At 35.8% G+C, this 12,554-nt stretch carries 13 protein-coding genes; 6 read left to right on the top strand and 7 right to left on the bottom strand.

The window, feature by feature from the left end; all coding sequences use genetic code 11:
• Positions 1–198: 198 nt before the first annotated feature.
• The gene (locus CYJ36_RS17230; protein WP_101568476.1) at positions 199–750 is read right to left on the bottom strand and encodes a TetR/AcrR family transcriptional regulator; all 552 of its coding nucleotides are present in this window, start codon (positions 748–750) and stop codon (positions 199–201) included.
• A 217-nt stretch (positions 751–967) separates the two neighbouring features.
• On the opposite strand from CYJ36_RS17230, the gene CYJ36_RS17225 reads away from it, so the two are divergent.
• Positions 968–2,149, top strand: a complete 1,182-nt coding sequence (locus CYJ36_RS17225) for an MFS transporter (RefSeq protein ID WP_101568475.1) — start codon at positions 968–970, stop codon at positions 2,147–2,149.
• 651 nt (positions 2,150–2,800) lie between these two features.
• The gene (locus CYJ36_RS17220; protein WP_101568474.1) at positions 2,801–3,970 is read left to right on the top strand and encodes an MFS transporter; all 1,170 of its coding nucleotides are present in this window, start codon (positions 2,801–2,803) and stop codon (positions 3,968–3,970) included.
• 56 nt (positions 3,971–4,026) lie between these two features.
• Here the strand turns inward: CYJ36_RS17220 and CYJ36_RS17215 are convergent, their stop codons facing one another.
• Positions 4,027–4,575 (bottom strand): TetR/AcrR family transcriptional regulator, encoded by a 549-nt coding sequence (locus CYJ36_RS17215; RefSeq protein ID WP_101568473.1) that lies wholly within the window; start codon positions 4,573–4,575, stop codon positions 4,027–4,029.
• 366 nt (positions 4,576–4,941) lie between these two features.
• On the opposite strand from CYJ36_RS17215, the gene CYJ36_RS17210 reads away from it, so the two are divergent.
• The 3 genes from CYJ36_RS17210 to CYJ36_RS17200 all read left to right on the top strand — a co-directional run bounded on the left by CYJ36_RS17210 (position 4,942) and on the right by CYJ36_RS17200 (position 7,802).
• Positions 4,942–5,685 carry an SDR family oxidoreductase gene (locus tag CYJ36_RS17210; RefSeq protein WP_101568472.1) on the top strand — a complete coding sequence of 248 codons (744 nt, stop codon included), beginning with the start codon at positions 4,942–4,944 and terminating at the stop codon, positions 5,683–5,685.
• A 49-nt stretch (positions 5,686–5,734) separates the two neighbouring features.
• The gene (locus tag CYJ36_RS17205) at positions 5,735–6,721 is read left to right on the top strand and encodes an alpha/beta hydrolase (RefSeq protein ID WP_257962514.1); all 987 of its coding nucleotides are present in this window, start codon (positions 5,735–5,737) and stop codon (positions 6,719–6,721) included.
• A 313-nt stretch (positions 6,722–7,034) separates the two neighbouring features.
• Positions 7,035–7,802, top strand: a complete 768-nt coding sequence (locus CYJ36_RS17200; protein WP_219621116.1) for a RibD family protein — start codon at positions 7,035–7,037, stop codon at positions 7,800–7,802.
• 448 nt (positions 7,803–8,250) lie between these two features.
• Here CYJ36_RS17200 and CYJ36_RS17195 read toward each other — a convergent pair whose 3' ends face one another.
• The 3 genes from CYJ36_RS17195 to CYJ36_RS17185 form a co-directional block, all read right to left on the bottom strand.
• Positions 8,251–8,556 carry a nuclear transport factor 2 family protein gene (locus tag CYJ36_RS17195; RefSeq protein WP_101568470.1) on the bottom strand — a complete coding sequence of 102 codons (306 nt, stop codon included), beginning with the start codon at positions 8,554–8,556 and terminating at the stop codon, positions 8,251–8,253.
• 234 nt (positions 8,557–8,790) lie between these two features.
• Positions 8,791–9,729, bottom strand: a complete 939-nt coding sequence (locus CYJ36_RS17190) for a hypothetical protein (protein WP_374702822.1) — start codon at positions 9,727–9,729, stop codon at positions 8,791–8,793.
• Between the two features lie 61 nt (positions 9,730–9,790).
• Positions 9,791–10,192: a GNAT family N-acetyltransferase gene (locus CYJ36_RS17185; protein WP_180850404.1), complete on the bottom strand. Its 402-nt coding sequence runs from the start codon at positions 10,190–10,192 to the stop codon at positions 9,791–9,793.
• A gap of 106 nt (positions 10,193–10,298) precedes the next feature.
• Here CYJ36_RS17185 and CYJ36_RS17180 point away from each other — a divergent pair, with 106 nt between their 5' ends.
• On the top strand, positions 10,299–11,279 hold the full coding sequence (locus CYJ36_RS17180; protein WP_101568468.1) for an aldo/keto reductase: 981 nt from the start codon (positions 10,299–10,301) through the stop codon (positions 11,277–11,279).
• A 92-nt stretch (positions 11,280–11,371) separates the two neighbouring features.
• Here the strand turns inward: CYJ36_RS17180 and CYJ36_RS23790 are convergent, their stop codons facing one another.
• Positions 11,372–11,536, bottom strand: coding sequence for a TetR-like C-terminal domain-containing protein (locus CYJ36_RS23790; RefSeq protein ID WP_257962513.1), 165 nt, complete (start codon positions 11,534–11,536; stop codon positions 11,372–11,374).
• Between the two features lie 266 nt (positions 11,537–11,802).
• The gene (locus CYJ36_RS17175; protein ID WP_219621115.1) at positions 11,803–11,940 is read right to left on the bottom strand and encodes a hypothetical protein; all 138 of its coding nucleotides are present in this window, start codon (positions 11,938–11,940) and stop codon (positions 11,803–11,805) included.
• Positions 11,941–12,554: the final 614 nt, after the last annotated feature.

Raw genomic sequence — 12,554 nt, 5'->3', positions numbered from 1 at the left:
ATAAAATAGCACCTATAAAAAATAGGTCAACCAGAAATAAATCTGACTGACCTTATAATACGATCGCCCCCGATTGTTGAATATCATTTATCTTGTCTTATCGAAGAAAAGCGCCCGATTGCGGCAGATCGTTATTGAAGTAGTAATGCACTCCGTTTGTGTAAGTACAATCATTCACAATTTGCATAAAAATTGGAACTATAGATTCCTGTCTAATAAAACCCCTAGCTGTACTGATATAACACGAGGCGGATATGGCATCCCTTTTGTAATCCACCATTCCACAATTCCTACAAAAGATGTCACAATAAATTGAAGTATAACGTCTTGATTCAAATCTCGATTTATCACTTTTGTTGTGTCAATGTCATTTTCTATTTCTTCGTTGAGAAGCTCTTGGAACTGATTACGAAAATATGAGGCTTTACTACTTGCTAACAATATCGAAAAGAATGAATAGTTGCTTTCAAAGTATTCGAACCAGCCTACATTGGAATCTACAAAATCTAAATCCATTTCAGCTGCTGATTCGCACATTCCCCTTAGTTCATTGATATGTTCATCAATGATTTTATCCAGTAGGTCAAACTTATCCAAGTAATGAAGATAAATGGTTCCCCGGTTAACATTTGCCCTGTCGGCAATATCCTGAATGGTAATATCATCGAAATTTTTTTCAGACATCAATTCGATAACAGCTTTTTTGATAGCTTCTTGGCTTTTGGTTATTCTTTTATCCACTTTATACATTGTTAGGTATCAATCCTCCCTAAAGATATTCAACAATTTCTATCTATTTGTTGAATAAACAACAAACTCCTTACATTTAACGATTGAAAGCATCCTTTTTCTTTTTATTATTATAGATAGGTGTTGTTTAATCAATCAATATAGATTTTCATAGGATTCCAATTTACTTGAATCAATTTACAATAACAATGAAACTCTTACCCAAGGAGGAATTAATGTGGAACGCTTATGGACGAAGTCGTTTATTCTTATGACCATAGGGATGTTTTTCCTATTCACTGCATTTTATATGCTTTATCCAACGCTGCCACTGTTTATTAAGGAGAGAGGTGGTAGCGAATCGCAGGTGGGTCTGGCAATGGGAGTGTTTATGCTGTCTTCCGTTATCTTTCGGCCATTTGTCGGAGGGCTACTGGACCGCTTTGGTAGGCGACCGTTTATCGTTTGGGGACTGCTATTCTTTGCTGTTGCAATGTACATATACAATTGGGTTGGAGGAATAGTTGTATTAATGTTACTCAGAATATTGCACGGGATAACCTGGGCAGTTTCCACAACTGCCATCAGCACCGCAGTTACAGATTTGATTCCGTCCACCCGTCGAGGAGAGGGTATGGGTTGGTCTGGGATGGCTATGACATTAGCTATGGCTATAGGTCCGATGTTCGGTCTATGGGTTACACAGAACCTGTCGTACCATTCTCTATTTCTATTTGCAGTGGTCCTCTCTGCCACAGCTCTGGTCTTAACGTTCGTGGCAAAAATGACCTTTACGCCTCAAACGGGTTCAAAGAAAATTGAACTTTTTGAAAAAACACTCTTTCCCGTTACGGTATCCGTCTTCTTACTGTTTATCGCTTATGGAGGTATTACTAGCTTTGTACCGCTATTTGCCGACTCAATCAATGTTAATTCAGGTACATTTTTTCTGGTTTATGCAGCCACGCTTGTTTTAATCCGTCCATTAGCTGGAAAACTTTCAGACAAATACGGTGAGACGTTTGTTATTATACCCGCAATAGTTGTTACGATTTCGGCTTTAGTTGTCTTGAGTTTCTCGACCAATTTATTTGGAGTAATCATTTCCGCCATTATGTACGGTATTGGTTTCGGTTCCGCACAACCTGCTCTGCAAGCCGCAACCATAAGTCTTGTTAGTCCAGAACGTACAGGTGTAGCCAATGCTTCTTTTTCTACTGGTGCCGACCTCGGAATCGGGCTAGGCGCTATTATGTTAGGCAGGGTTTCTCAATACTCAAATTACCAGGTATTGTTCACAGTTAGTGCCGTGTCAGTCGCGTTTTCCCTATTGTTGTTCATTTTTTTTGTGAAACGTTCGTTGAAAAACAAAGGCTTTAGCCCTCAGAACACTGGTTCTCTTGCTTCCAAATCAGGTTGACGTAGCCTCCTAAGTAGCCCATTGGATTTTAATATCTATTTTTGTAGCACCAATACTAAAAATAGTACAAAAAAGCCGATTTTCCTTTTAATTAGTGGGATAATCGGCTTTTCTATAACTTGTGGAGGAATGTACATAAACTAAACTGCACCGATAGTTTAAGTACAATCCTTCACAATCTTAAAATTATTTTACATAAATATCCAACTCAACTACCAAGTGTTATTCAATTAAATGGCCCTTATATATAAAAACTTCAGTATCCGCTTACTCCGTTAAACTGCCCTTTACTTCAATAAGAGGAGGCGACACTTTGTTAAGCAATCTGCCCCTTTAATGGAATAACTACCAATATGGTCTCAGTCCTAAAATTGCTCAACTCACAATTCTTCATTAACTAACGCACCCGTTAACTTAAGTGCAATTCTTCACAATGTAAGAATCTCCTCACCCACTTTAAACCTGCTGAAATCAACAATCATTCCCTAAAGAAAATCAACGATTTCGTTATGTTTGTTGAATAACCAACAAATCGCATTTATTTAACGATTGAAAGTATCCTGGTTTTTTTTATAATTATAGACAGTTGTTGATTAATCACCAATCAATGATTTATTTATTATCATTATTGAAAGTTGGGAGTGAAATTGCTTGACTAAACGAAATAATTTGTTGATTTTCATATTAACTATAGGAGTTTTCGGCATCTTAAATACTGAAATGGGAGTTATTGGAATATTACCTGACATTGCTGATCATTTTCAGGTCAGTGTTTCAAAAGCAGGATTGTTGGTGAGTCTTTTCGCCCTTGTGGTTGCAATATCTGGTCCCACGATGCCGTTATTGTTTTCAGGTATAGAGCGAAAGAAGGTTATGTTACTCGTACTTGGTGTTTTCTTGTTGGGAAACATAGTCTCCGTATTCACATCTAACTTTACCGTTCTATTAATTGCTCGTGTAATACCAGCCTTTTTTCATCCTATTTATTGTTCATTGGCTTTTTCAGTGGCTGCTGACTCGGTTAGCAAAGAAGAAGCTCCAAAAGCAGTTTCTAAAGTATTTATTGGTGTATCTGCCGGTATGGTAGTTGGTGTACCAATTGTAAGTTTTCTTAATAATGCTGTTTCGTTTGAAACGGCAATGGCGTTTTTTGCTATTGTGAATGCTTTAGTATTTATTGCTACGTTACTTTTTGTACCATCTATGCATGTTAAGGAAGTTCTTACTTACGGAGAACAATTATCCGTATTAAAGAAATTAAATACTTGGTATTCCATTGCAGCTGTCATCTTTATAAATTCAGCTATATTTGGGATTTATAGCTATCTGGCTGAGTATCTTCAAACAGTTACGAAGATGTCTTCGAATATCATTAGTTTAATGTTATTCATCTACGGTGGGGCCAATATTATTGGAAACATTTTAGCAGGGAAATTACTTACGAAAAGTGCCATCAAATCTATAGTATCTTTTCCTTTTGTATTAGGAGCTGTTTACATCATATTATTTTTCACTGGACAGTTTACTATACCTATGGCAATTATTACGTTAATTTGGGGAATATTAGCTGGAGTAGGAGCTAACATTAATCAATATTGGATTACTTCTGCAGCACCTGAAGCCCCTGATTTCGCTAATGGTTTATTTTTATCATCCTGTAATATAGGTACCACAATTGGTGCAGCCGTAGGCGGGTTATTTATATCAGAAATGGGTACGCAATACGTCGTACTAGTAGGATTACTATCGTTGATATTGACCGCGGTGTTTATTTTACTAAGAAACAATATGGATAGTCCCGCAAAACAACTTTCTAAGTGAGAAATGTATGGATCAAAAAGGCTAGGTATGTAAAATACCTAGCCTTTTTTTAATAACTATAGAATCCTGTCTAGCAAAATTCCCACTTCTTTTGCAATAACATTAGGTGGAGAAGGCATTCCTTCCTTTAACCATGATTCCAAAATCCCTAAGTAAGCATTTCCAGCAAATTTAACAATAACATCTTCACTTAAACCTTCATTTTTTCCATTTGTTTCGTGCAACTCATCCTTGAATCCTTCCATAACATACTCCAGAAACTTACTACGAAAAGAAGGAGCTGCTCCTTTACTGGCTAACATAGTCGAAAAAAATAAAAAATTAGTCTCGAAATATTCAAAAAAGATCTGGATTGCATCTACCCATTCCTCTTGACATGCCCATTGACTTGTTTGCTTAAGCTCGTTTATATGATCTTCTATCATCTTATCTAGCAGATCGTATTTATCCAAATAATGAAGATAGACAGTACTTCGGTTCACATCTGCCTTGTCTGAAATATCCTGAATGGTTATGTTATCGAAATTTTTTTCATTCATAAGTTCAAGAATTGCTTTTTTTATCGCTACTTGAGTTTTGACTACTCTTCTATCTACTTTTGGCATCGTTTCATCACCAGACTTTCCTAAAGATTATCTACAATTTCAATTACTTTGTTGAATAAACAACATCTTGTGTTCATTTGACAACTAATGAGGGGGAACATCGGCTAAAGAAAAGTAAATACTTATTGTTAACTAGAAGCTGTAGAAAAAAATTCTTTAAAATAAACAACAGTTCTTATTACTTTGTCGATTAAACAACGAATCTCATTGATTTAACCATTGAAGGTATAATGTTTCTATTTATAATTATAAACAGATGTTGTTTAATCAATCAATGATGTTTTTCTATGCTAGGCGAATTCAATATTCACCATTATAGGTTCAACTGATTTATTACTAAAACAAAAAGAAAGGGTGTTATGAACGATGTCAAAAATGCAGGATAAAGTAGTTATTATTATGGGTGCATCAAGTGGAATTGGTGAAGCAACGACCAAGAAACTTGCACAAGGAGGGGCAAAAGTAATGATTGCGGCTCGTCGTGAAGATCGATTGAAAGCTCTTGTTGAATCACTGCCAAATGCTGAAATTTCATATGCTGTTGCAGATGTAACAAATAAAGACGAAGTTCAAGCAGTTGTAGATTTGGCAGTCGAGAAATATGGTCGTGTCGATGTACTCTACAACAATGCTGGAGTTATGCCACTTGCTCCACTTTCAGAAACACGCTTTGATGAGTGGAGAAAAATGTTAGATATCAATATCATTGGTGTTTTAAATGGAATTGCTGCGGCTTTACCTATTATGAAAAAACAACAATCGGGTCAAATTATTGCAACTGACTCTGTAGCTGGACATGTTGTATGGCCTGGTTCAGCTGTGTACTCTGGGACAAAATTTGCTGTCCGTGCGATCATGGAAGGACTACGTCAAGAAGAAGGAAAAAATAATATTCGCTCAACTATTATTTCACCAGGGGCTGTAGCAACTGAACTTTATAAAACGATTAATGATCCTGAAGTGAGTGAATCGGTGAAGGTAGGTCAACGAACACCTGGATTCGGACTAACATCAGAAGATGTTGCAGAAGCAGTAGCTTATGCTATTAGCACACCTGAAACTGTTTCGGTAAGCGAAATCTTGATCCGTCCAACAAAACAAGATCTTTGATAGATGTTACGAACAAAAGCATCCTTTACAAATAAAAATAAAATTAAAAATGAATCTAGGAGAAGAGAGAGGGGTAAAAGAAATGCCACAAACAGATAACTATATTTTTGAGTTAAGCGATAAGGTAACAAGAAAGTCAGTTTCATACAACAACAGATTTGGAATCAAAATTGCAGCAGATCTCTATTTACCAAAAGACTTTGATGAGTCAAAGAAGCATGCAGCCGTTGTTATAGGTTCGCCCTATGGTGGTGTGAAAGAGCAAGGAGCTGGTATTTATGCTCAAAACATGGCAGAACGTGGATTTGTAGCTCTTACATTCGATCCATCGTACAACGGATATAGTGGTGGAGAGCCACGACACCTTTCTTCACCAGATCTCTTCGTAGAAGACTTCAGTGCAGCTGTTGATTATGTAGGCACACGTTCATTTGTAGATAGAGATCAAATTGGTGCTATTGGTATGTGTGGTAGTGGTGGTTTTGCGATTAGTGCAGCACAGGTTGATCGACGTATCAAGGCCATAGCCACGGTCAGCATGTACGATATCTCTCGTGCACAAGCCAAAGGTTTTAATGACACACTAAGTGAAGAAGAGCGTAATGAGATACTTGATGCAATTGCCGAGCAACGCTACGCAGAGTTTGAGGGCAACCAGCCAGTGCTGACTTCAAGAGGAGCACCTATTGGATTTGACGATCATACAGATCCTATCGGTCGCGAGTTTGGTGAGTTCTATTCTACGCCTCGTGGGTACCACCCAAACTCAATTACTCAATTTACCATAACAAGCAGCATGTCATTTATGAACTTCCCTCTTATGACGTATATTAAATCGATTTCACCGAGACCGATTTTGTTTATCATAGGGGAGCATGCTCACTCACGATACTTCAGTGAAGATGCTTATGAATTGGCGGCAGAACCAAAAGAGCTTTACATTGTTCAAAATGCAGGACATGTTGATTTGTACGACAAGACAGATTTAATTCCATTTGACAAGTTGGAAGCATTCTTTATCGAGAATTTGAAGTAACAATCGCTTCAAAGTAAAAGTAAAGAACCGTAAGTGAAAAAAGATCAACGTTGAAAGCTGAAATTGTTATTGTTTAAAAATTAATTAAAGAAAAAAGCCGATTTTTCTAATTAGAACGATTGGTTTTTTTCTTTAATGTTGGACTTTGTTTATTCTTTTATCTATTTTAGACATTTTAATTCACTAATCTTCCCTATAGGTAATAAACAATTTTTATTAATATGTTGAGTAATCAATGAATTTTGTTTTTTTATAGAAATTTAATAGCTTCGGAACAATAGAAGTGAATTAAATTCAAGCAGGAGGTTTAATTATGGAACGTGTTGAAAAGAGCAAGGAAAAATACAAACAGCTATTGGAAAGACCATATATTATCTGCCACATGCTAACTTCATTAGATGGGAAAATCATTGGAGATTATCTAGAGATGGAACGAGCAGTTTATTTTACAGACGAATACGAAAAAATACATGACCGTTACGGATCTAAAGCATGGATGTGTGGCAGGGTTACCATGGAGAAAGACTTTACTTTCGGACATAAATTAGATTTAAAACAAGATAACATCCCGAGTATTCCCAGAACTGATTATGTAGCAAATAGGAATTCTAAAAGTTATGCCATAGCAGTAGATCCCTCTGGGAAATTAGGATGGACAGAAAATTCAATTAAACCATGGAATGAGAATAGGTCTGAGGATCATATAATAGAAGTCCTTACAGAGCAAGTATCTGATGCTTACTTAGCTCATCTGAAAAAAATAGGTATATCTTATATTTTCGGCGGAAAAGAACGATTAAATTTTACTGTTGTAGTGGAAAAGCTAAAAAATCTATTTTCAATCGATGAATTAATGCTAGAAGGTGGGGGTTTTTTAAATGGCTCCTTTTTGAATGAAGGATTAATTGATGAATTGAGCCTGATCTTAGTTCCAATTGCAGATGGTGCATCTAACTCTGTGACACTATTTGAAACGAGCTCTTTTCTAACAAATCAGCATCCAGTAAATTTTTTCTTAAAAGAAGTCGAAAAACTTGACGATGGTGGGCTATGGTTGAAATATGTAACAAAACGTGATTAATCATCATGTAACATTATAAAAAATAGAGGTCCATTTTGAATTATACGATCACTTGGTTCGCTGCAGCATCAGTATCGTTTGCAGCTATTGTAGCAGCAGTTTTCTACGATCGTAATCAAACAGTCTCGAACGCATAGTTAGGTTTAATGACAACCGATTGATTTAAAAATTTATAATAGAAAAAGCTGATTTTTCCTAATTTGAAAAATCAGCTTTTTCTAACTTTATTAAGGAATATACTTATACTAAACTGCCCCTTTAGTTTAAGTATATTTCTTCACAATCTCACACCGATTTCAACATAATTATCCTGTTTTGTTTGGAAGTCTTATTCCATTAAACTGCCCTTTACTTCAATAAGAAGAGGCGACACTTTGTTAAGCAATCGCTCCTGTTACTTTAAGTACGATACTTCACATTCTAATGCATACGTGCTATGTAGAACTTATTATGTAGTAGGGGTTCCCTGATGGAATATCATTTGCCATTTACCTTCGTTTAATTTCCAAATAGAACTTCGTAATGCAAGTTTACTATCGTTATGTCTATATGTTCGATACGTCGCCAATAAAACATATGATGCTAATAATTTAATATTAAAATCTGTCACTGTGAATTGTATGGAATTGTTAGTAGTAGTTCTGTTACTAACTGCATAAAGTTGTGCTTTTTTATCATATGAATTCCCAGAACTTCCAAATTCCAAAAAGTCATTTGCAAGAAGGTCGTTTAGTTCTTGATAATCATATGTCATTAATCGCTTTTCAAGATGAAGAATATGTTCTTAAAGTAACGAATGTTCCATCAAATTCTCTCCCCGTATAAAGCCCTTTTTCAATATTATACTTCAAGAAAATAGTTATATCCTTCTTTCGCTAAACTGCCCTTTACTTCAATAAGAAGAGGCGACACTTTGTTAAGCAATCGCCCTCGATTGTTTAATAAGAAAAAAATAAAAAAACACCTATCCGTGGGTGTTGTCACAACATCATACGACCATATCTAAAATCTCATTTACCCATTCAGGATTTTCTTCAATACCAACTTGTTTACATAAACTTTTATGAATTTTTATTAATTCGGGAATTATCCTTCTTATTACGTTAAGTATCTCGTCTGGTTCTCTATTGCTTTGCCATTCTGCTAGAAGGGATAACTGCCACTCTTGCAGTTTACTTCGTTCACCTTCTAACTTTGCCCAATCTCCAAATGTATTAGGCTGTATTCCTGTTTCCATATACCAAGCCGTTGCCATAGATAGTCGTAAGTTATCTATACAATGTAAAGCATAATATATTTCTTTTCTCATTACTCTTCGATATGCTTCGTGAACATATGCAAAAAATTTCGTTCTCCATATCTCTACTTCTTGAATTGTTGGTATATAGGATAAAACCATTGATTTTTCTAATACATCTTTTATCAAGCCAGTAGTATCGTGAACAATTTTAATATTTTGAAGCCAAACTGATGGCACAATATCCTTTGTTTTGTAATAAAAAGTATCCACCTTAATAAAAGTATCATAATGTGCAATGCTATGAGTTGCCCAAGGGAAGTCTTCAAAAAATAGAACTTTACCCCAGTTTTTAGCTCTCTGTTTTTTGTTCAGCCTATATTCTTCAAATACTTCATTTTTGACAACTATTCGGAGGTCAATATCAGAATATAAGTCTGTATTTTGATTTCCTAGTGAACCTCCATAAAAAACTGCTAATACATTTGCATCACTTAGTAAATCATTTTCAATTGCATTTAATATAATATGACGATGTTTCGGAATTTCAAAATCTCTTTTTTTCCATCTTGTTTCAAATCCCACACACAACAATCCAACTCCCTTATTGAAATACTTATGAATTATTAATTTCGCTAAAAAAGGCTCAATCCCTTTATCCCAAGTCCTTAATAAGCAAAGAGCGATCACACTGTGCTGCAATCGCCCCCGATTGTTGAATAAGTATTCTTAGAGGGGGTCAGTGTAACTTTCAAGCTAATTTGTTAATTTCGTCCCAACCATAAACGATTTCATTAAGCTTTTTTCCACCTATCTCCAACTCGATCTTATCTAGCATCTGAGCACCCATTGCCTCATAAAAATATCTAGAAGGATTATCTTCTAACACAAGTACAAGCATAGAATTAATTCCCTTGCTTCTCAGTGTATTTACTACAGTATTCAAAAGTCTTTTACCTATACCTATACCTAGGTACTCCTTTAATAAGTAAATAGAAGATAGTTCACCATCAAATCCTTTATGCCTTCCGGTTCTTTCCGTTCTGCCTGTTGAAAATCCAATTATTCTACCCTCATTGTTCTCAGCAACAAAAACATCAAGTTCGAGTATGTTCTTTTCCCATAATTTTTGCCGCTTAAGAGGATTAGGCAAAAACTTGATAGTAATGTGATAAGGGTTTCTTTATTATTTATGACATAATTAATTGTAAATAGGTCACGATAAACGTGGCAAATAAGCAAAAGAGAGGAACAATCAAATGGAGTATGTGAAACTTGGTAATACAGGCTTAGACGTATCTCGATTTTGTCTTGGATGTATGGGTTTTGGGGACGCTAACAAATGGCTTCACCAATGGGTACTTAACGAAGATGACTCTCGTCCCGTAATAAAAAAAGCGCTAGAGTTAGGGATTAATTTTTTTGATACAGCAAATGTGTACTCACTTGGTACAAGCGAGGAATATCTTGGACGAGCTTTGAAAGATTATGCGAATCGTGATGAAGTTGTAATAGCAACTAAAGTACACGGACAAATGGATGAAGGTCCAAACGGATCTGGTCTTTCCCGAAAAGCAATTATGAGTGAAATCGATAAAAGTCTTAAGAGGTTGGAAACTGATTATGTAGATCTTTATATCATCCATCGCTGGGATTACAACACCCCTATTGAAGAAACGATGGAAGCATTACATGAAGTGGTGAAGGCTGGAAAAGCAAGATACATTGGTGCTTCTGCCATGTACGCTTGGCAGTTCCAAAAGGCATTACATGTGGCAGAAAAAAATGGTTGGACGAAGTTTGTGTCCATGCAGAACCATTTAAACTTAATATACCGTGAAGAGGAACGAGAAATGTTACCTCTTTGTAAGGAAGAGAAAATTGGTGTGACTCCATATAGCCCTCTTGCATCAGGGAGATTAACGCGTGATTGGTCAGTAACAACGCATCGTTCCGAGACAGATCAAATTCAAAAATCTAAATACGATGCGACTGCGGGCGCCGATCGATTGGTTGTGGAGCGAGTAGCATCCATCGCAGAAAAACATGGTATCCCTCGTACACACATCGCACTTGCCTGGTTACTACAGAAAGAACCAGTAACAGCTCCTATAATTGGTGCTACGAAAATACCACATCTTGAAGATGCTGTAGGTGCTTTATCGGTTAAACTTACACCTGAAGAAATTGCGTTTCTTGAAGAGCCATATGCACCACACCCAATAGTTGGTCATTATTAATCGTGGTTCGATGACACTTTCAATGATATTGATTACAAAGAAAAGCCGTTTTCCAAAATAGGAAGAACGGCCTTTTCTATAACTTGTTACCCCTATACAATTCTCTCTATCAATATCCCCAATTCTTTTGCCATCACGTCAAGCGGACTAGGCATTCCATCTTTTAACCAAGATTCTAATACTCCTACATAAGCATTTGCAACAAATTTAACGATAACACCTTCGCTTAAACCATCGTTTTTGAAAGTGTTATACACATAACCCCATCCTATATCAGAATGGGGGTTTATATCCTCATAATCTAATTTGAGGAGTTCATATATTATTCTTAATATATTCGCATACCAAAAAACTCAGGAGTTCTCCATCTAAGGATCCATTATCATTTGAATTCTTTGATTCCTTGTAGATAAGCAATTATAGGTCTCCGTTCTATCTCTACTCTTGAAAAATTGGTATTTGACCTTTCAAATAAATTGGAGCCAGTACAAGCCCATGCTGATCTAGTTAGAACTACGTCTCCCTATATAAGATTCTTTTTAATTGCCAATCCTTCAGTTAATCTAAATAAATCGCTTTGAGTACCAGAATAACCATACAATTTAAAATAGTTACCTTCTGGATCTATATCATCCCCTGAATATGCAAGTGCTTCTAACATAAGATTCCTAATAACGAAGGTACTTAATCTCCCCAAATTGTTTTGCATAAAACTCCCCTTTTCCATATTTATGCATATCTTCCTCTTTAGCATAGTTGGTCAATCCATTTAGAGCAATACCATAAGCTAGGACGGAGCTAAACCTACTCTCAATGAACAACTCTTGTTGAACAAATTCATATGTTCATACAGAGTCTACCTAAATTGAACATATCTAATTAATACTTTCCAAAAAAATAAAACTAAAGACTCTAAATAGAAAGGTAGAATCTAATGCGTAGAATTTATATGAACATCCTATTAGTTGCTGGATGACTTCTATTGGCTTCAGCTTTTAATTGTTTATATTGTCTTCTATTGAAACAAAGGCATTTTTTATCGGTCTTCTCTTTCTTACTATTGGATTGATTTGTCTTTTTATCTTAAAAAAGTCTAGAGCATATCAATTTACTGGGAGAATACCGTTTTAATTCTGAAAAAATGGTTTATTAGATTCTCTAAGACCACTAAAACTTTCTTAACGTTGTTAAAATTGGGGTAATCGTCTTGAAAATATGCTTACCGTTGTAAATCCGCATTTTCCTGACGCTACCCCATGCCATCAAGCTAAGATA

The sequence above is a fragment of the Bacillus sp. UMB0893 genome (assembly GCF_002858905.1).
Classification (GTDB): domain Bacteria; phylum Bacillota; class Bacilli; order Bacillales; family Bacillaceae; genus Bacillus_P.
This window is presented reverse-complemented; position numbering and strand designations above follow the sequence as displayed.